The organism is Rhodococcus sp. AH-ZY2 (genome assembly GCF_030916465.1).
GTDB lineage: Bacteria > Actinomycetota > Actinomycetes > Mycobacteriales > Mycobacteriaceae > Rhodococcus > Rhodococcus ruber.
In genome coordinates, this window is the sequence record NZ_CP126458.1 from 620,959 (window position 1) to 641,726 (window position 20,768).

General features: G+C 72.8%; 21 protein-coding genes and 1 riboswitch. Of the genes, 11 read left to right on the forward strand and 10 right to left on the reverse strand.

Annotated features, from left to right (window positions below; genetic code table 11):
* The first annotated feature begins 62 nt into the window (after positions 1-62).
* Together QNA09_RS03825 and QNA09_RS03830 are read left to right on the forward strand one after the other, a co-directional pair.
* Positions 63-1,736 (forward strand): sensor histidine kinase, encoded by a 1,674-nt coding sequence (locus QNA09_RS03825; RefSeq protein WP_119699481.1) that lies wholly within the window; start codon positions 63-65, stop codon positions 1,734-1,736.
* The gene (locus QNA09_RS03830; RefSeq protein WP_010593967.1) at positions 1,718-2,386 is read left to right on the forward strand and encodes a response regulator; all 669 of its coding nucleotides are present in this window, start codon (positions 1,718-1,720) and stop codon (positions 2,384-2,386) included. The genes QNA09_RS03825 and QNA09_RS03830 overlap by 19 nt, the downstream gene beginning before the upstream one ends.
* A gap of 7 nt (positions 2,387-2,393) precedes the next feature.
* Here the strand turns inward: QNA09_RS03830 and QNA09_RS03835 are convergent, their stop codons facing one another.
* Together QNA09_RS03835 and QNA09_RS03840 are read right to left on the reverse strand one after the other, a co-directional pair.
* Positions 2,394-4,052 carry a DNA repair helicase XPB gene (locus tag QNA09_RS03835; protein ID WP_017682144.1) on the reverse strand — a complete coding sequence of 553 codons (1,659 nt, stop codon included), beginning with the start codon at positions 4,050-4,052 and terminating at the stop codon, positions 2,394-2,396.
* A 76-nt stretch (positions 4,053-4,128) separates the two neighbouring features.
* A complete protein-coding gene (locus QNA09_RS03840; protein ID WP_040274158.1) occupies positions 4,129-6,411 on the reverse strand; it encodes a helicase-associated domain-containing protein in 2,283 nt (760 codons plus the stop codon).
* Between the two features lie 60 nt (positions 6,412-6,471).
* On the opposite strand from QNA09_RS03840, the gene QNA09_RS03845 reads away from it, so the two are divergent.
* Positions 6,472-6,660 (forward strand): hypothetical protein, encoded by a 189-nt coding sequence (locus tag QNA09_RS03845; RefSeq protein ID WP_003936421.1) that lies wholly within the window; start codon positions 6,472-6,474, stop codon positions 6,658-6,660.
* 64 nt (positions 6,661-6,724) lie between these two features.
* Here the strand turns inward: QNA09_RS03845 and QNA09_RS03850 are convergent, their stop codons facing one another.
* The 3 genes from QNA09_RS03850 to QNA09_RS03860 all read right to left on the reverse strand — a co-directional run bounded on the left by QNA09_RS03850 (position 6,725) and on the right by QNA09_RS03860 (position 8,387).
* A complete protein-coding gene (locus QNA09_RS03850) occupies positions 6,725-7,309 on the reverse strand; it encodes a resuscitation-promoting factor Rpf1 domain-containing protein (RefSeq protein WP_010593971.1) in 585 nt (194 codons plus the stop codon).
* Between the two features lie 9 nt (positions 7,310-7,318).
* A riboswitch (cyclic di-AMP (ydaO/yuaA leader) is annotated at positions 7,319-7,544 on the reverse strand.
* Positions 7,545-7,755: 211 nt separating this feature from the next.
* Positions 7,756-8,148 (reverse strand): YccF domain-containing protein, encoded by a 393-nt coding sequence (locus tag QNA09_RS03855; RefSeq protein ID WP_003936419.1) that lies wholly within the window; start codon positions 8,146-8,148, stop codon positions 7,756-7,758.
* Positions 8,145-8,387 (reverse strand): hypothetical protein, encoded by a 243-nt coding sequence (locus QNA09_RS03860; protein WP_010593973.1) that lies wholly within the window; start codon positions 8,385-8,387, stop codon positions 8,145-8,147. Before QNA09_RS03860 ends, QNA09_RS03855 begins: the two co-directional genes overlap by 4 nt.
* Before the next feature lie 167 nt (positions 8,388-8,554).
* On the opposite strand from QNA09_RS03860, the gene QNA09_RS03865 reads away from it, so the two are divergent.
* Positions 8,555-8,965, forward strand: coding sequence for a cold-shock protein (locus QNA09_RS03865; RefSeq protein ID WP_003936418.1), 411 nt, complete (start codon positions 8,555-8,557; stop codon positions 8,963-8,965).
* 64 nt (positions 8,966-9,029) lie between these two features.
* On the opposite strand, the gene QNA09_RS03870 is transcribed toward QNA09_RS03865, so the two are convergent.
* Genes QNA09_RS03870 through QNA09_RS03880 form a run of 3 tightly spaced genes read right to left on the reverse strand, consistent with a single transcriptional unit; the run spans position 9,030 to position 12,049 of the window.
* A complete protein-coding gene (locus QNA09_RS03870) occupies positions 9,030-9,497 on the reverse strand; it encodes a DUF2771 family protein (RefSeq protein WP_119699482.1) in 468 nt (155 codons plus the stop codon).
* On the reverse strand, positions 9,494-11,185 hold the full coding sequence (locus tag QNA09_RS03875; protein ID WP_119699483.1) for an MFS transporter: 1,692 nt from the start codon (positions 11,183-11,185) through the stop codon (positions 9,494-9,496). The genes QNA09_RS03870 and QNA09_RS03875 overlap by 4 nt, the downstream gene beginning before the upstream one ends.
* Before the next feature lie 57 nt (positions 11,186-11,242).
* Positions 11,243-12,049 carry a glutaminyl-peptide cyclotransferase gene (locus tag QNA09_RS03880; RefSeq protein WP_064065876.1) on the reverse strand — a complete coding sequence of 269 codons (807 nt, stop codon included), beginning with the start codon at positions 12,047-12,049 and terminating at the stop codon, positions 11,243-11,245.
* A 49-nt stretch (positions 12,050-12,098) separates the two neighbouring features.
* On the opposite strand from QNA09_RS03880, the gene QNA09_RS03885 reads away from it, so the two are divergent.
* From QNA09_RS03885 to QNA09_RS03895, 3 genes are read left to right on the forward strand one after another with little or no spacing between them, the layout of a single operon-like run.
* A complete protein-coding gene (locus QNA09_RS03885) occupies positions 12,099-13,184 on the forward strand; it encodes a DUF3027 domain-containing protein (protein WP_017679363.1) in 1,086 nt (361 codons plus the stop codon).
* A gap of 2 nt (positions 13,185-13,186) precedes the next feature.
* The gene (locus QNA09_RS03890) at positions 13,187-15,946 is read left to right on the forward strand and encodes a sacsin N-terminal ATP-binding-like domain-containing protein (protein ID WP_119699484.1); all 2,760 of its coding nucleotides are present in this window, start codon (positions 13,187-13,189) and stop codon (positions 15,944-15,946) included.
* Positions 15,859-16,494, forward strand: coding sequence for a phosphatase PAP2 family protein (locus QNA09_RS03895; protein ID WP_010593981.1), 636 nt, complete (start codon positions 15,859-15,861; stop codon positions 16,492-16,494). The genes QNA09_RS03890 and QNA09_RS03895 overlap by 88 nt, the downstream gene beginning before the upstream one ends.
* A 24-nt stretch (positions 16,495-16,518) precedes the next feature.
* Here QNA09_RS03895 and QNA09_RS03900 read toward each other — a convergent pair whose 3' ends face one another.
* Positions 16,519-16,767, reverse strand: a complete 249-nt coding sequence (locus QNA09_RS03900; protein ID WP_010593982.1) for a DUF2530 domain-containing protein — start codon at positions 16,765-16,767, stop codon at positions 16,519-16,521.
* Positions 16,768-16,842: 75 nt separating this feature from the next.
* Here QNA09_RS03900 and QNA09_RS03905 point away from each other — a divergent pair, with 75 nt between their 5' ends.
* The 4 genes from QNA09_RS03905 to QNA09_RS03920 all read left to right on the forward strand — a co-directional run bounded on the left by QNA09_RS03905 (position 16,843) and on the right by QNA09_RS03920 (position 19,968).
* Positions 16,843-18,327 carry an NCS2 family permease gene (locus QNA09_RS03905; protein WP_010593983.1) on the forward strand — a complete coding sequence of 495 codons (1,485 nt, stop codon included), beginning with the start codon at positions 16,843-16,845 and terminating at the stop codon, positions 18,325-18,327.
* Positions 18,328-18,370: 43 nt separating this feature from the next.
* Entirely contained in the window at positions 18,371-18,802 is a 432-nt protein-coding gene (locus QNA09_RS03910) for a MarR family winged helix-turn-helix transcriptional regulator (protein WP_119700274.1), read from the forward strand.
* 81 nt (positions 18,803-18,883) lie between these two features.
* The gene (locus tag QNA09_RS03915) at positions 18,884-19,690 is read left to right on the forward strand and encodes an RNA methyltransferase (RefSeq protein ID WP_010593985.1); all 807 of its coding nucleotides are present in this window, start codon (positions 18,884-18,886) and stop codon (positions 19,688-19,690) included.
* Positions 19,687-19,968 (forward strand): DUF2537 domain-containing protein, encoded by a 282-nt coding sequence (locus QNA09_RS03920; protein WP_010593986.1) that lies wholly within the window; start codon positions 19,687-19,689, stop codon positions 19,966-19,968. Before QNA09_RS03915 ends, QNA09_RS03920 begins: the two co-directional genes overlap by 4 nt.
* Positions 19,969-20,008: 40 nt before the next feature.
* Here QNA09_RS03920 and QNA09_RS03925 read toward each other — a convergent pair whose 3' ends face one another.
* Positions 20,009-20,758 (reverse strand): hypothetical protein, encoded by a 750-nt coding sequence (locus QNA09_RS03925; RefSeq protein ID WP_017679367.1) that lies wholly within the window; start codon positions 20,756-20,758, stop codon positions 20,009-20,011.
* Positions 20,759-20,768: the final 10 nt, after the last annotated feature.

Here is a 20,768-nt window from a genome sequence, read left to right on the forward strand (position 1 = left end):
CGGCGACGTACCGTCGCGGGAAACGGATCGATCGTGTCGGACCCGGAACCACCGGAGGCGTCGTGAGGCTGCGGACCCAGGTGCTGCTGTTGCAGTCCGCCGTGGTCGCGGCGGCCCTCGGGCTGGGGTTCGCGGCGTTCGTCACCACCACCGAGCACCGCGTCACCGATGAGCACGGACAACGAGCCCTCGCCGTCGCCCGGACCGTGGCAGTCGATGCCACGGTCCGGGCCGAGGTGGCCCGGCTCGCCGCCGCCGACGACGGGGTCGTCGCCCCCGGCAACCCGGAACTCGCCTCCGGCACCGTCCAGCAGGCCGCCGAGGCGGTCCGCGACGCCACGGGTGCGCTGTTCGTGGTGGTCACGGACGAGCAGGGGCTGCGCCTGGCCCACCCCGACCCCGACCTGCTCGGACTACGCGTCAGCACCGACCCGGACGAGGCCCTGGCCGGCCGCGAGGTGGTGCGCAGCGAGCGCGGCACCCTGGGCGACTCCGTCCGGGCCAAGGTGCCGGTCGTCGCGCCCGGCTCGGATCGGGTCGTCGGCGAGGTCAGTGTCGGCATCGCCACGGACCGCATCCGGTCGGAACTACGCGAGGACGTCGCACAGGCGTCTCTCGTCGCAGCCGGCGCCCTGGCCTGCGGTGCCGCGGGCTCGGCGCTGCTGGCCCGGCGGTGGAAGCGGCTGACCCTCGGCCTCGAACCCGAGCAGCTGGCCGAGCTGGTCCGCGAGCAGGAGGTGGTGCTCCACGGCATCGGGGAAGGGGTGATCGGTGCCGACACGGAGGGCACGGTCACCGTCGTCAACGCCGAGGCCCGCCGGCTGCTCGACCTGCGGGGCGGGGCGGGGGACCGGCTCGAGGGCGTCGGCCTGACCCCGCGCCTGCTCGACGTCGCACGCAGCCCCCGCGACGAGCCGGTGGCTGCGGCCGTGGGGGACCGGATCGTCCTCGCCGTGGCGCGTCGCGTCCGGCGGGACGGGCGCGACCTGGGCACCGTGATGTCGGTGCGCGACCGGACCGACGTCGAGAAGCTCACCCGCGAGCTGGACGCCGTGCAGTCGCTGACCACCGCGCTGCGGGCCCAGCGCCACGAGACGGCCAATCGTCTGCATCTGCTCTACGGCCTGCTGCAGCAGGGGCGCAGCGCGCAGGCCACCGAGTACCTCGAGCAGCTCCTCGGAGCCGGACCGGCGGGCCGGCCACTCGACGGGCTCGACGCCGTCGCCGATCCGTACCTGCACGCCTTTCTCACCGCCAAGGCTGCCCACGCGCGGGAGAGCGGGGTGACGCTGGTTCTCGGCGAGAACACCTGGGTGCGAGGCACCGTCCGATGCCCCGTGGACGTCACGACCGTGCTGGGCAATCTGCTCGACAACGCGATCGAGGCGGCTCGCGAGCGCGGGCACGACCCCGCCGAGGTGGAGGTAGAACTCGTCGAGGCCGGCCGCGACCTGCATGTGGCCGTCGCGGACACCGGTGCCGGGGTCGCCGCCGGGCGGGCCGAGGAGATCTTCGGGGAGGGCGTCACCACCCACGCCGACGGCGCCGTCCCGGGTGGTCGCGGCATGGGCCTGGCCCTGGCGCGGCAGGTGGCCCGGCAGCACGGGGGCGATGTGACCCTCGCCGATCCCGGCGGGCGGCGCACCCCGGACAATCCCACGGGCGGCGCGGTGTTCGTCGCCACCCTGATCGACGTACTCGACGAAGGAGACACCGGATGGGCGGATCCGATCTGACGGTGCTCGTCGTCGACGACGACTTCCGGGTCGCGGAGCTGCACGCGAGCGTGGTGGCCGCGGTCGCCGGGTTCCGGGTGGCGGCGGTCGCCGGCACCCTCGCGGCCGCCCGGGCCGCGGTCCGCGAGACCGCGATCGATCTCGCGCTCGTGGACGTGTACCTGCCCGACGGCTCCGGCATCGATCTGATCCGCGAACTCGACTGCGACGCATTCGTACTCGGCGCGGCCGCCGAGGGCACGACGGTGCGGGCCGCGCTGGCCGCCGGCGCCTCGGGGTATCTGGTCAAGCCGTTTCCCAATACCGAACTCGCGCGGCGGTTGTCGGCGTACGCGCAGTACCGGCGTCTGGTCGCCGGAGCCGAACTCAGCCAGGCCGAGATCGACTCGGCGCTGGCCGCGCTGCGGCCCGCCCCGTCGGGCGCCGCAGACCGGGCTCCCCGTTCGGTGACCAAAGAGCTTGTTCTGCAGGCTCTCTCGTCGTCGGCGACGCCCATGTCGGCAGGGGAGGTGGCGGTGACGATCGGGGTGTCCCGCGCGACGGCTCAGCGTTATCTCGCCGCGCTCGTCACCAAGGGGCAGCTGCGGATGCAGCTGCGGTACGGCAGCACGGGACGACCGGAACAGGAGTATCGCCTCCCGGCCGGCTGAACCGCGATCAGCCGATGGCGGGCCCGAGCAGATCGTCGGCGTCGGTGATCCGGTACGCGTAGCCCTGTTCGGCGAGGAACCGCTGCCGGTGCGCGGCGTACTCGGCGTCGAGGGTGTCACGCGCGACGACCGAGTAGAAGTGCGCCTGCCCGCCGTCGTGCTTGGGACGCAGCAACCGGCCGAGACGCTGCGCCTCTTCCTGACGCGAGCCGAACGTGCCGGACACCTGCACCGCCACCGAGGCCTCGGGCAGGTCGATCGAGAAGTTCGCGACCTTGGACACGACGAGCACCTTCAGCTCGCCGGCGCGGAAGCGGTCGAACAGCTCCTCGCGCTCCTTGTTCCGGGTCGAGCCCTTGATCACCGGGGCGTCGAGCGCCGCGCCGAGTTCGTCGAGCTGATCGAGGTACGCGCCGATGATCAGGGTGGGGGAGTCGCGGTGCCGGGCCAGGATCGACTTCACCACCGCGATCTTCGTGTGCGCGGTCGAGCACAGCTTGTACCGTTCCTCGGGCTCGGCGACCGCGTACGCCATCCGTTCCGCGTCGGTCAGGGTCACCCGCACCTCCACGCACTCCGCGGGCGCGATCCAGCCCTGGGCCTCGATGTCCTTCCACGGCGCGTCGTAGCGCTTGGGACCGATGAGCGAGAACACGTCGCCCTCGCGGCCGTCCTCGCGCACGAGCGTCGCGGTGAGGCCGAGCCGGCGCCGGGACTGCAGATCGGCCGTCATCCGGAACACCGGTGCGGGCAGCAGGTGCACCTCGTCGTAGATCATCAGCCCCCAGTCGCGGGAGTCGAACAGTTCGAGGTTGCGGTACTCGCCCTTCGACTTGCGGGTGATCACCTGGTAGGTGGCGATGGTGACCGGGCGGATCTCCTTCTTCTCCCCGGAGTACTCGCCGATCTCGTCCTCGGTGAGCGACGTGCGCGCGATCAGTTCGCGCTTCCACTGCCGCCCCGCGACGGTGTTGGTCACCAGGATCAGGGTGGTGGCACCGGCCTTGGCCATCGCGGCCGCACCCACCATCGTCTTGCCCGCCCCGCAGGGCAGCACGACCACGCCGGAGCCGCCGGCCCAGAACGAGTCCGCGGCCATCTCCTGGTAGTCCCGCAGATGCCAGGGGTGGGACTCGAAGTCGAGGCTGATCGCGTGCGCCTCCCCGTCGACGTAGCCGGCGAGGTCCTCGGCCGGCCAGCCCACCTTGAGCAGCATCTGCTTGAGCCGGCCACGCTCGCTCGGATGCACGATCACGGTGTCGTCGTCGAGCCGCGCGCCGAGCATCGGGGCGATCTTCTTGTTGCGCATCACCTCCTCGAGCACCGCCCGGTCGAGACTGACCAGGGTCAGGCCGTGCGCGGGATTCTTCACCAGCTGCAGCCGTCCGTAGCGGGCCATGGTGTCGACGATGTCGACGAGCAGCGGCTGCGGGACGGCGAACCGGGAGTGGCTGACGAGGGCGTCGACGACCTGCTCGGCGTCGTGCCCCGCGGCCCGGGCGTTCCACAACGCCAGCGGGGTGACGCGGTAGGTGTGCACATGCTCGGGGGCGCGTTCGAGTTCGGCGAACGGGGCGATCGCCTGCCGGGCCTCGTTCGCGAGCGCGTGGTCGACCTCGAGGAGCAGGGTCTTGTCGGACTGGACGATCAACGGTCCGTCGGGCACGGACGCCTCCTAGCACGGGAACAGAGAACAACCTCTCTATTCTCCAGGCGGGACGGCCGGGCCGCCACCGCCGCCGTCAGTCGACGAGGGCGACCGTGGTGATGCGGTGCAGCACGAAACTGCGGACCGTGCCCGCGGCCGGGTCGAAGGCCTCGAGCTGTCCGCCGCCGACGGCGACGGGATCGACGATGCGATGGGTGGCGACACCCTGCGCATCGACGTAGCCGATCCGGACGCTGCGCTTGTCGTGCGCGGCGAGCTGCAGCAGCGCCATCGTCGCGGCACCACCGGTGCGGGAGCCGTCCCCGCGGACCGTGGCCCCGCGCGGGGCGGCCGCGGCCCGGTCCCCGGCGCGCAGCGTGCGGATCAGGGTGTCGAGTTGCTCCCCGGTGGGCGGCATCGGGCCGGCGTAGCGGGGCCGTGCCCGCGGCACCGACACCCGGGCGCCTCGCGGCCGCAGGTCCAGCACCGCGCCGGTGGCGTCCTCGCCGGCCGGCGCGAATCCGGCACCGCGCAGCTCGGCGAGCACCTCGGCCAGCGGCGCCTGCGAGATCGCGACCGTGGGCGCGACGGCCCGCAGGGCGAGGCGGGCGGCGACGGGGTGCCCGAGCACCTCGGCCAGCAGCGCGGGGTCGTCGGAGCGGACGAACGAGGCGGCGACCCCGGCGCGGAGCCGGCCGTGACGGCGGGCGACGTCGTCGATCAGGTAGGTCAGCGCCTGGGGGACGGGCGTTCGCGAATGCGTGGCGAACAGGGCGTGCAGGTCGGCGGCGCCGGTGCCGGCGTCCAGGGCGCGGCGCACGCCCGCCTCGGTCACCCGGTACACGGTCGCGGCGCCCGCCGACTCGACGTCGGCGACGAGAGCGATGCGGTCCGCGAGTTCCGGTACCAGGGGGCCGGGCGCGACCACCGTCAGGTCGGCCTGGACGAGCACGTAGTCGACCGGCTCGGGCAGGACCGCGGCCATCTCGGCGTCGGGGTCGCCGCCGTGCAGCAGTGCCTTGCCGGGAGAGGCGAGAGCACCGTGCGCGACGACGGCCAGGGCCGTCGCTTCGCGCAGCGTCTCGGCCACCGTGTCACCGCCGAGCCGGGCCGCCCACCGCGGCCGCCGCCAGGCCAGCACGGCTCGAGCCGCGTCCGCGTCGGGCGCCGACCCGGGTACCTCGGCGAGCAGCTCGAGCAGCAGGCGCCGCTCACGGGGTGCGGCGGTGGACCGGGCCTCGTCGGAGAGTGCGGCGATCGGCTTGTCGGTGGCGTCGCGACGCCCGACGAGCCACATGCGGCGCGGCGCGTCGAGCCACGCGCCGGCGAGCACGGCCCAGCGCTGCGCGGGCGGCGCGTTCGACCAGCCGTCGGCGGCGGTGGTCGGCGCCCAGTAGTCGTCGATGTCCGTGGTCGGCGCCGGCTGCGGCATGCCCCGTGCGATCAGTCCGGCGGCGGCGAGCACCTCGACGAGCAGCGCGGCGAGCTGCTCGTCCACGTCGACGGTCTTGGCGAGGCGACGCAGCTCCCGTACCCCGAGACCCCCGGACTTGAGCGCGGGAGCGGGGAGGGCGCCGAGCGCGTCGATCAGGTTCTCGCAGTGCCGCAGCAGCTCGAGGGCGGCACCCGCCGCGGTGGCGTTGACGTCGGCGACGACGTGCGTCGCGGGCAGCGGCCGGGGCGGGGTCAGGGCGGCGGGGTCGAACGGCGCCTCGTCGCGCAGCGCCTGACCGACGCGGTGCGGCAGTTCGACGGTCTCGTCGTCGAGCCGGATCAGCAGGCCGGCCGCGATCAGGCGCTGCACGGGCCGGTCGGCGGGTGTGTCCGGTGCGGCGTCGCGGGTCCGGCCGACGGGGGAGGTGCGCGCCAGCGTGTCGAGCAGGCTGCGCCGGGCCGGGTCGAGGTCGGCGAGGACGGCGCCGAGGTCCTGTGGGTCGGGATCGGGGTCGGGGCCGCGCCCGAGGCGCCAGGGCACGGTCGCGGCGGCGGCCTCGACGACCCGCAGCCCCTCGGCCGGGCCCCATACGAGGGAGAGCCGGCGCAGGGCCTCGAGCGACCGGTCGACGTTCTTGGCCGTGACCCGACCGGAGAGGGAGTCGAGCAGAGCGCGGCGCGTGACGGGCACCCGGTCGGCACCCAGCCGGGTCAGGGCCTCGACCACCCCGAAGTCGAGGACGGAGAGCTCGTCGGCGGCGCGGAACACCGACGCGCGCTGTTGTGCGCGGCCGGCCAGGACGGTCATCGTGGCGGGTGGCGGGACCACCAGGTCGGGGCGGGCGCGCAGGAGCTCGCCGAGGTCGGCGTCGCGGCGGTCGGCGAGCCAGCGGGCGAGTGACTCCGGGCCGGTCTCCGGCGCGGCGGGGTCGGTGGCGGTCATCGACACCAAGATTAGAGACCTGAAGTGGCTATCCGTGAACGTGCCTGCCAAAATGAGCGCATGGCTGACAATTCGAAGAAGCAGTACGTCGATCCGGGGTGGCCCAAGGTGGCGGACGGGGACCACGCCGTCACCGAGTTGTCCTCGACTCGTTCCGGCCCGCTGTCCCCGTACGGCGAGGAGATGGAGTTCCCGCTGCCCGTCGACGCCCTGCCGTACACCCACCCCCGCACCGTCATCAACCGCTGACCCGGATTGCAGAAGAGCCCCGCACCTGCAGGTGCGGGGCTCTTTCGTGTGGCTGTGCCGGGTGTCAGTTCGGCAGTGCGGCGTTGACCGCGTCGACGAGGTTCTGGTCGACGGCGATGCCGGCCTGGCGCAGGGCCTCGAGGCCCTGTTCGAAGCCGGCCCGCAGGCCCTGGGCCTCGGCGGGCAGGGCAGGAAGCTCGGGCGCCTCGGGGGCGGCCTCGACGACCGGGGTGTTCTGGACGGTGCCGGCGCTCGTGGACGGCGCGCTGCGCTGCGTCGGCGCGCTGCTCAGGCCGAGGCTCGAGGAGCAGGACGGCCATGCGCCCCAGCCCTGGCCGGCCAGCACGCGCTCGGCGACGACGATCTGCTCTTCACGGCTGGCCTGGTTGGCGGTCGCGGCATACTCGCCGCCGCCGTAGGCGTTCCACGTGCTGGGGGAGAACTGCAGGCCACCCTGGTAGCCGTTGCCGGTGTTGATGCCCCAGTTGCCGCCGGACTCGCACTGCGCGAGGCGATCCCAGTCGGAGTCGGGAGCGGCGTTGGCGGTGCCGCTGAAGGCGACGCCCGTGACGCCGAGAACAGCGCTGGTCAGCGCGAACTTGGCGACGGTGCGGCCGGTGTTGGTGGGTTTGCGATGGCGTCCGCTCATGTCGGTTCCGGTTCCTCTCCGTACGCGCCTGCGAGGTCAGCTGTCGGGTTCGGGCTGAAGAGGTAGCCCGGCCTCCTCGCCGGTGGGCGATTCGGCTTCACCCCGAGGACCGTCGCCGTGGCGACGATCCGGGTGCCTCCTGGGAATCGGTGTTCCCTGGGAGACCGTGTGGGTCCCCCGCTTCCTGCTCCCGTGGATCGTTCGTCGGGACACCGGGATTCCGCGGAGCAGGATTTGGCGCGACGGACCCGGGGTGGCCGAACCAACCGGCCGGACACGACGGTAACGGCTCGGGACGGTGATTGTCACCAATTGATAACGCCGGGCGTCGCACGCACGATGCAGAGGTGGCCGGTGTGGCGCGATGAAGTCGCAGGTAGGGCCGAAAGTCCATCGCCGGTTCCGGTCTGCGACCTCCCCGTTATTCCCGCGTTATGTGAGGAACGTCACACGTAACCCGGCCGGTTGTCCACCGGGACGATGTCCTTCCCGAGCGGCATCAGCGAGATCGGCACCATCTTCAGATTCGCGAGCGCCAGCGGGATGCCGATGATCGTGATCGCCATCGCGATCGCCGTCACGACGTGCCCCAGGGCGAGCCAGATGCCGGCGACGACCACCCAGATCACGTTGCCGATCAGCGAACCCGCCCCCGCTGTGGGCTTGTCCACCACCGTCTTGCCGAACGGCCACAGCGCGTACACGCCGATGCGGAACGCCGCGATGCCGAACGGGATGGTGATGATCAGCACGAAGCAGATCAGGCCCGCCACGAAGTACCCCAGCGCCAGCCACAGGCCGCCGAAGACCAGCCAGATGATGTTGAGCAGAATCCTCACGTGCGGTCCCTTCCGCGGGCGCGCCGGCCGGAGCGCAGCGCGAAGGTCAAGGCCAGCACGAAACCGAGCGGCCAGGCGAGAGTCAGCAGATACAGGACCAGGCCCGGCCGGCCGTCGGTGACGACGGGGGTCAGGAAGATCGCCACGACGGCGACGACCCCGACCGCGAAGCAGGCCAGCGCGGCCTTGAGCAGGCCGTTGCCCGGTACGGAAGAACTGGAGGTACCCACGCGTTCCACCGTAGTGCTTCCGCGGCCCGGCGCGCCGTCGCCGGACGTTCGGAAGCGGACTCCGCCACGGGTACACTGACGCATGTCTGCGCGTCCCGCACTCGAAGCGGGGCGCGTTGTTTTGCATATCCACTCGTGCCCTGCGGGGCACGGCTGTCGAGGAGCGGGTGAACGCAGTGCCTACCGGCAAGGTGAAGTGGTACGACGTGGAGAAGGGCTTCGGCTTCCTGTCCCAGGAGGAGGGCGAGGACGTCTACGTCCGTGCGTCCGCGCTCCCGTCCGGGGTCGAGGGCCTCAAGCCGGGGCAGCGGGTCGAGTTCGGCATGGCCGCGGGCCGTCGCGGGCCGCAGGCCCTCAGTCTGAAACTGCTCGATCCGTTGCCGTCGGTCCGCCAGGGTGGCCGGCGCGAGGCGGCCCCCCAGAAGCGGCACACCCCCGACGAACTGCACGGCATGGTCGAGGACATGATCAAGCTGCTCGAGGCCACCGTGCAGCCCGAGCTGCGCAGGGGCCGTCATCCCGAGCGCAAGACCGCCCAGCGGATCTCCGAGGTCATGCGCGCCGTCGCGCGCGAACTCGACGCCTGACGCCTGAGCGAGAGGGGCCTTCCGGTGCAGCACCGGAAGGCCCCTCTCGCGTGCGCGTTGTGGCTCAGAACGTCTGGATGGCCCAGACCGGCGCCTGCTCCCCGGTCGCGGGCAGCTGCAGCACCACGTTCAGCAACTGCGCTCCGGGATCGGACGGCACCGTCACGGCACGGGCCTGACCGGGCGTGTAGTCACGGAACCCCTCGAAGATCTCACCGGTGCGCGGATCACCGTAGGTGACGTTGAGCCGCCAGTCGGACTCCGCGATCTCCGACGGCAGCGACAACTGCAGCGGCCGGCCGGCCGGAACCTCGAGCATCACCGCCTCCAGGCCGGCGCACGTGCCGTCGGCGCTGCACAGGCCGGGTTCGACCGTGACCGCACGGCCCTGCGCATACGCCGTCACCGTGGGCAGGCTCGGCGGTGCCGACCGGACGAGGGAGACCACGACCGCGGTGAGCCCGCCGATCGCGATCAGCGCCACGACCACCAGGATCGCGATCGTCTTCTTCGTCCGGGGCTGCAGTCTCATCGGGTTCCGTTTCTCGTCGTACGTCCGCCTGGCCGCGGGCTGCGACCGGTGGTCTCCTGGGTGGCGTGTTCCGGGCGTTTGCCACCGAAGCCCGGAACGACGGTGCCTCCACGGTAGGTGAGGATCGTCTGCGTCAGCCCGAGGGCCAGCACGACCGTGATCACGGTGAACCCGAGCCAGTACTCGGTGGGCAGCAGCACCCCCAGCGCCCCACCGAACACCCAGCTCAGTTGCAGCACCGTCTCCGAACGACCGAACCCGGACGCGATGGACTCCTCCGGGAGGTCCTGCTGCAGCGACGCATCCAGCGACACCTTCGCCAGGGCGCTCGCGCAGGACCCCACCAGCGCCACCAGTGCCGCGGTGAACAGGCTGCCGGTCGCAGCGGCCAGCGCCGCCACCACCGTCACGGCCGCGGTGCAGCGCACCACGATCAGGGCCGGCCGGCCCAGGGTGAGCCGCGCGCCGGTCGCGTTGCCGGTGAAGTTGCCGACGGCGGCAGCCGCGCCGACCAGGCCCAGCATGGCGGCCTGGACCAAGGGCTCGTGCTCGGTCCTCGACTTGGCGACGAAGGCGATGAACAAGGTCAGGAAACCGGTGAGTACCCGGATCGTGCCGTTACCCCACAGTCCGGTGAGCACGGCCCGTCCCAGCGGCTGGCGACGGCCCTTCCCGACGGCGGCGCGCCCGGGTGCCGCGACCACCTCGGTGCGGGTTCCGACGCGGGGCTCGGCGCCGTGGTACGACAGCGTGGCCGGCACCTCACCCTCGGTGACCTCCACCCACGAGGGAATCCGCATGCTCAGGTACGCGCCGAACGCGGTGATGACGGCGCACAGCCACAGGGCCCCCGACGAGCCGAACAGCCAGGCCGCGGCGGCGGCAACCGCCCCGGCGCCCATCGTGCCGCCCACCAGGCCGAAGACCGTCAACCGCGAGTTCACCCGGACCAGGTCGATCTCGGGTGGCAGCACTCGTGGCGTCACCGCCGATTTGAGCACGGCGAACGACTTGGACAGCACCATCATCGCCAGGGCCGCGGGGTACAGGCCCCAGCTGTCGAAGTTGAACACCAGCACCACGGCGAGCACGGTGCGGGCCGCGAACGACGTGGCCAGTGCCAGCCGGCGGCCGTGCTGCAACCGGTCGAGCAGCGGGCCGATCAGCGGGGCGATCACCGCGAAGGGGGCGATCGTGATGAGCAGATACAGGGCGACCTTGGTCTTGTCCTCACCCGTCGCCGCGGAGAAGAACAGGGTGTTCGCCAGGGCCACGGCGACCGCGGCGTCGCTCGCGAAGTTCGCCATCGTCGCGTAGGTCAGGGCCGTCAGGCCCGAGCGGTCCGCGCCGTCCGCCGTGGCGGCGCGGCGGAACGTCGCGATGCCCTTGCTCGTGAGCTCACGGCTGCGCAGCGCCGCGACACGGGTGACCGTCAGTTTCCGCGGCATCCGCGGGGCCCGCGGGGCGCCGGCGCGCTCGCCGCGGGGCGTGTCGTCGCCCCGGTGCCGGCGGACGTCCTCGACCGGGTGCAGCGGCGGCAGGGGGGTACGCCGCGCGGACGTGCGCCGCGGCGGCGGATAGTTGCCGTTGCCGGGGTGCGGGGCCCGGGCCGACGGGCGGGGACGACCGCCGACGTCGGCACGACGGTCCGCGTCGTCGTGCGCGCGTTCCTCGTCCGAATCGGTCACGGAACAATTCTGTCGCACCGGCCGGATCGGCGTTCGGTGGCGTACCCGGTGCCGCGTTCACGGCACGAACCGCACCTCGAACATCGACGGCCAGTACTTGCCGGTGACGAGGAAGCGATCGGTACCGGGCAGGTGGGCGATTCCGTTGAGCACGTCGATGCGCTCGCGCCGGTCTTCGGGGAGGTGTTCGCGCAGTGCCCCCGCGTCGATCACGGCGGTCACCCGGCCCGCGTCCGGGTCGATGCGCAGGATCTCGTCCGTCTTCCACACGTTCGCGTACACCGCGCCGTCGTCGGTGCACTCGAGTTCGTTGAGCCGGGTGGCGGCGCGGCCCTCGCGCCGTACCGTGACCAGGCCCGTCTCGGCGAAGGTCCCGGGGTGCCGGAACGTCAGCTCCGCCGTGCCGTCGCTCATCACCAGCCGGTCGTCCTGGGCGCACAGTCCCCAGCCCTCCCCGTCGTAGCCGGCGCGGCCGCGTTCGGCCAGGGTGTCCCGGTCGCGGGCGATCGCGACCCCGTCCTGCCACGTCAGCTGCCACACGGTGGCGCCGGCGACCGTGATGCCCTCGCCGAACATGTCGTCCGGCACCGGGACCCGGACCCGTTCGGCGCCGGTGGCCAGCGATCGCGCCGCGATCCACGACCGGCCGGACAGGCCGGTGCCCTCGAGGAGCTCGTCGCCGGACACCTCGAGCCCCTGGGTGAACGCGGCAGGATCGTGCGGGTAGACGGCCACGATCTCTGTGCGCAGGCGCTCGGCCGGCGGACCCGGATCCGCCGGGGCGGAGTCGCACGCGGCCGCCGCGACACCGGCCACGATCGCGGCCGCGACACCGGCCACGACGGAGAGCGGACGTCGGCGCATGCCCACATGATGGCAGCCGAGGCTCGCGGCGACGGTTCCGTGCGGCAGAATGGGCTCCGTGAGTGGTGTGCCTTCCTCAGTTGCGTCCGGCTCCGCGTCCGCCTCTACCGAACAGCTCGTACAGCCTCTGCTGGCCGACGCCGTCGACGTCGCGCGGGCCGCGCTGCTGGACGCCGGAGAGACCGGCGTCGGCGCGTACCTGGGCGTCGCCGCCGAGGACGACTGCGCCGCCACCCACCGGTTCGCCGCGGAACTGCCCGGGTACCGGGGTTGGCAGTGGGCCGTCGTCGTCGCCGCCGCGCCCGGCTCGGATCGGGTGACCGTGAGCGAGATGGCGCTGCTGCCCGGACCGGACGCCCTGGTCGCGCCCCGGTGGGTGCCGTGGAACGAGCGGATCCGGCCCGGCGACCTCGGCCCCGGTGATCTGCTCGCCCCTCCGGCCGGGGATCCGCGCCTCGTGCCGGGCTATGTCGCCACCGGCGACCCCGAGATCGACGAGACGGCCCGCGAGATCGGCCTGGGCCGCAAACAGGTCATGAGCCTCGAGGGACGTCTCGAGGCGGCCCAGCGCTGGTACGACGGCGACTACGGTCCGGAGTCGGAGATGGCCAAGGCGGCGCCCTCGACGTGCCGGCTGTGCGGGTTCTACCTGCCCCTCGCGGGTTCCCTGCGCGCGGCGTTCGGCGTGTGCGGCAACGAATTCGCCGCCGACGGCCACGTGGTGCATTCGGCGTACGGGTGCGGAGCCCACTCGGACACCACCCTGCCGACCGGCGCCGGCTCCCCGGTCCACGAGCCGTACGACGACTCCGCTGTCGAGGTCGTCGCCCTGCCGCCCGCCGCCGAAGGAGAGCAGGACCGTCCCGGCGCGGACGACCGGGACGCCGCCGCCGCAGTGGTCGACGAGGCCGCGATGGAGAACGGGACCGTTGGCACCGAGACGGCGGAGAGCTCCGAGACCGCGGAGAGCGCCGAGACTGCGGAGAGCGCCGAGACTGCAGCGAACACCGAGACGGCGGAGAGCACCGAGACGGCGGAGAGCGCCGAGACTGCAGCGAACACCGAGACCGCGGAGAGCACCGAGACCGTGGCCGCCGAGCCGGCCGGGGCCGAGCCGCCGGAACAGACCGACTGACGATGCCGCGCCCCGACCCCTTCGGGACAGCGGGGCTGCGCGAGGGCACCCTGCTGGCCTGGGCATCGTCCCCGACCCGGCTGCGGGAGGACGCCGCCACCGAGGCCGACCTCGTCCGGGCCGGCTACCGGGACCGGGTGCTGACCGAACTCGCGCAGAACGCGGCCGACGCGGCCGCGCGCGCGGGCGTGCCGGGGGTGCTGTGCCTGTGGCGCGACGGCGACGACCTGCACGTCGCGAACACCGGCGCGGTGCTCGACGAGGCCGGCGTGCAGGCGCTGACGGCCCTGCGCGCGTCGAGCAAGACGGGCGGGGTCGGCCGGTTCGGGGTCGGGTTCACCGCCGTCGCGGCGGTCAGCGCGGACATCGAGATCCGTTCGCGTTCCGGCTCGATCCGCTTCTCCGCCGCACGCACCCGGGACGCCCTCGCCGACCGCGACCTGCCCGTCCCGGAATCCGGCATCCCGGTGCTGCGTCTCGCCTGGCCGGTTCCCGCACCACCCGCGCCGGGCTGGGACACCGAGGTGGTGCTGCGGCTGCGTGCCGGCATCGACGCCGACGCGCTGCTCGACGGGTTCGCCGCGGAGGCCGTCGACCTGCTCCTCGAACTGCCCGCCCTGACCACCGTCACGGTCGGCGCTCGCACGTTCACCCGCACCTGCACCGACACCGAGTCCGGGCTGCGTGTCGTCGCCGTCGGCGAGCGGACCTGGTGGGAGTACACGGGCCCGCACGCCCGCTGGCTCGTTCCGGTCGTCGACGGGGTGCCGGTGCCGGTGTCCCAGGACGTGCTGCGTGCCCCCACCCGCTCGGACGAGGAACTCTCGCTGCCCGCGCTGGTGATCGCCGACGTGCCGATGCAACCCGACCGGCGCCGCCTGCTCCCCGGCGCCCCGGTGGCCGGGCTCGTCCGCGGTTACGCCGACTTCGTCGCGGCCCTGCCCCCGCGGCACCGGCCGTCGATGGTTCCGGTTCCCGGTTTCGCGCGCAGCGAGGTCGACGCGCTGCTGCGGGAGGCCGTGCTGCAGGAGCTGCGCGCGCATCCGTGGCTGCCCCCCGCCGACGGCGGCGACGATCTGCTCCCGGACCGCGCCACCGCACTGACCGGTCTGACCGACGAGCTCGCCGGTGTCCTCGCCGACGTCGTGCCCGGCCTGATCCGGCCCGATCTGTGCGGGCCGCGGCACGCGGCGGCGCTCGGCGCCGTCGACGTGCACCGGCTCGGGCCGGCGCGGATCGCCGAACTGCTCGCCGGCGTCGAGCGTGAACCCGCATGGTGGTACCGGCTGTACGAGGCGCTCACCCCGTTGGTCGTCGACGCCGTGGTCGCCGAGGAACTCGCCGCGATCCCGCTCCCGCTGTCGGACGGGCGCACCGTGACCGGGCCGCGGACCACCGTGCTGGGCACGGACGTCGGGCATCTGCGGCTGCCGTGGGTGCGTCTCGTGCATCCCGACGCCGCACATCCGCTGCTCACCCGGCTCGGCGCCGGCACGGTCACGGCGGCGGATCTGCTCGCGGATCCGGCCCTGCTCGCGGCGGTCGAGGACGTCGACGCCGCGGACTGCGAGGCGACGACCGAACTGGCGGACGTCGTACTCCGGCTGGCCGCACAGGTACCGGCCGCGGCGGTGCCCCGGGAGCTCGGAGCGCTGCTGCTGCCCGACGTCGACGGTGAACTCGTGCCCGCCGACGAACTGCTGCTGCCGGGGGCACCCCTCGCCGAGGTGCTGGTGCCGGACGCGCCGTTCGCCACCCTCGACCCGCAGGTGGTCGAACGGTACGACGCCGACGCGCTGCGGGCGGTCGGTGTCGGATGGGGTTTCACCGTGCTGCGCGCCGAACTGCCCACCGGTCCCGATCACGACCTGCCCGACGAGGAACAGTGGTGGGAAACCCTCGACGGGGACCCCGACCTGCTCGTGGCCGTGCGCGATCTCGACCTGGTCGACGACGCGTGCTGGGACCGGGCCCTGTCGCTCCTCGTCGCCGATCCCGGCACCGCCGCGGTCCTCGACGATCGCCGTGGCTACACCGCCTGGTGGCTGCGCACCTTCGCGACGCTGGACGGCCGGACGCTCGGGCACCTGCGCGCCCCCGACGACGACGCGTTCGCCGGGCTGCTCGACCCCTGCCCGCACCCGGACGCGGACCGTCTGCGGGCGTGTCTGGCCGCGACGGACGTCGAGAGCACGGAGGCGGCCGCGCTGCTCCTCGACCTCCTGGCCGATCCCGACCGCATCCCCGTCCCGGTCGTCACCGTCCACACCCACGCCGCCCTGGCCGCGGCGAGCGCCGCCGGCGTACTCGACCTCGACGACCTGCACCTGCCCGACGCCGTCCGCAGCCTCGCCGGGACGACCGTCGATGCCGCGCACGCACTGGTCCTGGACCGGCCCTGGCTCGCCGCCGTGATCCCCGCCGACCGGCTCGTGCTCGGCACCCTGCCGGCCGCGCCGGTCCTCGCCGACCTCCTCGACGTGCCCCTCGCCTCGGCCGAGGTGTCCGGCCATGTCACCGGCCCGGGGCGCGCGACCGAATGGCGGAACGAGCCGGCCGCGGTGCTCGCCGCGGCCGTCGCGGGGCGGACGGTGCCGCGCGGACCGCTCGTCGTGCACGAGCGGCTGACCGTGCGCTGCTCGGGCGCGGTCACCGGCGAGCACGAGGTCGCGTGGTGGGTGGACGGCAGCGGCACGACGCACTGCACCGCATCGGGACTGGCCGCCGCCGTCGCGGCGCTCGCGCCGGCGGAGCCGCGATGAGTATCGACACGACGACCCTCGAGGGGGTGGTGGACCTGCGCGAACCCGCGTTGACCGCCCTGGTCACCGTCGTCACCCACTCGGGAGGCATGACCGCGATCGCCGTCGTCACGGCGGTGCTGACGGTGCTGATGCTGCGCGCGGGCCGCCGCGACGATGCGCTGCTGCTGTCCGCGACGATCCTCACGGGCTGGCCGCTGATGAGCCTGCTCAAGCTGCAGTTCGGCCGGGAACGCCCCCCGCAGCCCGAACGCCTCGTCGAACTGACCACCCACTCGTTCCCGTCCGGTCACGCCATGATGACCGCGATGCTGGCGACGGTGCTCGCCGTCGTGATCGCCCGGCGGTCGCCGCCCGGCAGCCACGGGGCCCTCGTGGCGTACTGCGCTCTCGGCGCCTACACGCTCGCGGTCGGGCTCTCGCGGGTCTACCTCGCGGCGCACTGGCTGACCGACGTCGTCGCCGGGTGGGTGCTGGGGTCGTTGTGGGCGTTGCTGTGGGTGGGGTTGATCACGCGGGTGCAGTCCCGGCTGTCACCACGGCCGTGACGCCGGGCGGCACGCGCCCTCTCGTCAGTCCAGTCCGACCTGAGCGCCGCGCCGGCCCAGCCGTGCGGCCCGGCGCTGCACGAGGAACAGGGTGAATCCCAAGAGTCCCACGATGATTCCGGCTACACACACGGGCAGTGCGGCCGACCACCGCTCGTCCGCGACGAGCACGACGATCGTCGCCACCGTCCACAGCGCCGTGCCGATCGCCAGTGCGGCGCGGGGATCGGCGAGGCGCCGGGTCCGCTCGGCGATCGTGCGTGCGTCGTTCACGATTTCAGGCTAGTCCAGCCCGGTTGCAATAATCTCCCGTTGCGACGCAGCCCCCACCCCAGAGCGGAAGTCGATATGGCCCAATCCTCAGAGCGGAAGTCCGGCACGGCGGTCGGCACCTCCTTCCTCGACACCTACTTCAAGATCACCGAACGGGGATCGACGGTCTCGCGGGAGGTGCGCGGTGGTGTCGTCACGTTCGTCGCGATGGCCTACATCGTGGTGCTCAATCCGCTGATCCTGGGCAGCTTCTCCCCGGACGACGCCACGGCCAAGGTCGACGTGCTCGGCAACATCCTGCCGGTCAACCAGGTCGCGGCCGTCACCGCGCTGGTGGCCGGACTGATGAGCATCGTCTTCGGCATCGTCGCCAACTATCCGTTCGCCATCGCGGCCGGCCTGGGCATCAACACCCTGCTGGCGGTCACCATCGCGCCCCAGGTCACCTGGCCCGAGGCGATGGGCCTCGTGGTGATCGACGGCATCATCATCGTGATCCTCGCCGTCACCGGTTTCCGCACCGCCGTGTTCAACGCGATCCCGCCCGAGCTGAAGGCGGCCATTGCGGCCGGTATCGGTGCGTTCATCGCCCTGATCGGCATGGTCGACGCCGGATTCGTGCGCCGCCTGCCGGACGCGGCCGGCACCACCGTCCCCGTCGGGCTGGGCATCGACGGTTCGATCGCGTCGTGGCCGACCGCGGTGTTCGTGTTCGGCGTGCTGCTGATGGGGGTGCTCGTCGTGCGCCGGGTGCCCGGCGGTCTGCTCATCGGCATCGTCGCGACCACGGTGGTGGCCGCGATCGTCGAGGCGGTCGCCGGCGTCGGGCCGTCGCAGGGCACCGACCCGAAGGGCTGGAACCTGAGCACCCCGGAGGTGCCCGACAAGGTGGCCGGCGTGCCGGATCTGAGCCTGGTGGGCAACGTCGACCTCTTCGGCGCGTTCACCCGGATCGGCGTGATCGCCGCGACACTGCTCGTGTTCACACTCGTCCTGGCCAACTTCTTCGACGCGATGGGCACGATGACCGGCCTCGGCAAGGAAGCCGGGCTCACCGACAAGAACGGCAACCTGCCCGGCATCGGCCGTGCCCTCGTCGTCGAGGGCACCGGTGCCGTCGCCGGTGGTGTGGGATCCGCGTCGTCGAACACGGTGTTCGTCGAGTCCGCCTCCGGCATCGCCGAGGGTGCGCGCACCGGTCTCGCGAACGTGGTGACCGGCGTGCTGTTCCTCGCCGCGATGTTCCTCACCCCGCTCTACGAGATGGTGCCGGTCGAGGCCGCCGCCCCGGCTCTCGTGGTGGTCGGCGCCCTCATGATCGGGCAGGTCCGCGACATCGACTTCACCCAGTTCGCCATCGCACTGCCCGCGTTCCTCACGATCGTCGTCATGCCGTTCACCTACTCGATCGCCAACGGCATCGGCGTCGGCTTCATCACGTGGGTCGTCCTGCACGCCGCGGCCGGAAAGGCGCGGACGGTGCATCCGCTGCTGTGGGTGGTGGCAGGCTTGTTCGTCGCCTACTTCGCGGTGGACCCGATCACCGAACTGCTCACCTGACATGCGGCGCGATGTGTCCGGTCGGTCCCGTATTGTGCACGCCATGACATCGGAACATCGCACGCTCGCCGGCGACCTCTCGTTGGCAGTCGTGCGCCTGACGCGCCATTTGCGGGGGCGGCGCTCCGATTCCCGGGTGTCCCTGACTCAGCTGTCGGCCATGACCACGCTGAGGCAGGAGGGAGCGATGACCCCCGGTGCGCTGGCCGCACGCGAGAAGGTCCAGCCGCCGTCCATGACGCGGGTGATCGCCTCGCTCGACGAGATCGGGCTCGTCGAACGGACCCCGCATCCCACGGACGGCCGGCAGGTCATCGTCTCGCTCTCGGACGCGGGCCGGGCACTGCTGATCGACGAGCAGCAGGCCCGGGAGGCGTGGCTGACCGAACGCCTCGCCACCTTGGACGAGGCCAGCCTCGCCACGCTCGGGGAGGCGGTGGAGATCATCAACAAGCTGGTCAGCGAAGCGGAGTGAGCCGATCCCGGTCCTCGTGGCCGGGATGTGCCCGGCGAACCCGCCGACGAGCCCGGGACGTGGCCTGGGAGAATCGACGGCGTGGTGCACATCGTCGACATCGAGGATCCCGCCGACCCCCGGCTGAACGACTTCCGAGACCTCAACTCGGCGGATCGCCGGCCCGACCTGCCGGCCGGCAAGGGGTTGGTGATCGCGGAGGGCGTGCTCGTCGTCCAGCGGATGCTCGATTCGCGATTCACACCCGGCAGCCTGCTCGGGGTGGATCGTCGTCTCGGTGAACTCGCCGACGACCTGCGCGACGTCGACGTGCCGTTCTACCGCACCTCGGCCGAGGTCATGGCCGAGGTCGTCGGCTTCCACCTCAACCGCGGGGTGCTCGCCGTGGCGCACCGGCCGCCGGCGCTCGCCCTCGACGACGTCCTCGAGAAGGCCACCACGGTGGCGGTGCTCGAGGGTGTCAACGACCACGAGAACCTCGGCTCGATGTTCCGCAACGCCGCCGGCCTCGGTGTCGACGCCGTCGTGTTCGGCAAGGGCTGCGCCGACCCGCTGTACCGGCGGTCGGTGCGGGTCTCGATGGGTCATGTCCTGCGAGTGCCGTTCGCGCACGTCGAAACGTGGCCGGACGATCTGGACCTGCTGCGGGCGCGCGGCTTCCAGCTCATCTCGCTCACTCCGAATCCCGAGGCCGTGCCGCTGGCCGAGGCGATGACGGGGGAGAAGGTCGCGCTGCTCCTCGGTGCCGAGGGTCCGGGGCTGACCGAGCACGCGATGCGCGCGACGGACGTGCGGGCCCGCATTCCGATGGCCCCGGGCACCGACTCGCTCAACGTCGCCACGGCCGCGGCGATGGCGTTCTACGAGCGGGTACGGATCCCGCGGTGATCGCGCCCCCGCGCGCCCCGTCGACACCGTGGTCGACGGGACTGACGCTGACGGGTTTCGCCCTCGCCGTCACGGTGGTGACGATCGTGGCGTTCGGGCTCGAACTCGGGCGCGTGCACCCCCTGCTCGTGGTGATCGTCAACCTCGTCGCCGCGGCCGGGATCGCCCCCACCCTGTGGTGGTGGCGTCGGGTGCCGCTGTGGCGGTGGATCGCCGCCGGCGTCGCCGCCGGTGTCCCGGTCGGCTGGATCGTCCTGCTCGCCGCGGCGGCGTTCTGAGCGGATCCACGGCCGCGAACGAATCTGCCAGGCGCACCGGTTATTCCGCGCGCGTACGGCCGGGCAGTGCGCGGCCGGGCGCGGAGATCCGCCGCGGCCACCACCGCCGTCGCGCGGGCCGGGCGCCCGGTGCGTCCCGGTCGGCGGGTGGCCGCTCGCCGTCGCGGTACAACGCGAAGTCCCACACCTCGATCTCGTGGGGGTCGAGCTCGCCGGCGGCGCGGGCCGTGTAACGGAACCCGAGCCACGCGGTGTTGGCGGCCTCGGCGAACCGGCGGGGGTGGAACGGCAACGCCTCGGGGTGGGGCAGTACGTCCAGCGGCCAGCGGATCGGGAACTCCCCGCCCCAGAACGGCCGCTCCCACACGAACGGCAGCCCGTCGTCCTCGGTGATGGCGACGGGCGTGGCGTCGAACGCTCGTCGCGGCGTGCCGCGCCGCCAGGCACCGACGGCGCCGCGCGCCCCGGTGGGATCCGACACGACGAGATAGGTGTTCTCGGACGCGACGGTGTGCCTCCAGCGTTCGGGCAGCTGCGACGGACGCGTCGCCGCAAGGTCCGGGCTGCACACCACCGTCACCCCGGGGAAGCTGCCCACGTAGACCCGGCCGGCCGCCCCGGCTGCGGCCTGCGCGAGCGGCACCCGGCCCAGCGGCTCGGACGACAGTCCCGGATGCAGCCGTCCGACGAGAGCGTGGGCGGTCGTGCAGTCGGCCCGCGCATCGCGCAGCACCTCGCCGGGGTCGGGGGCGTCGACGTACCAGATGGTCGACACCGTCGCGGCCGCCATCGGTGGGTCC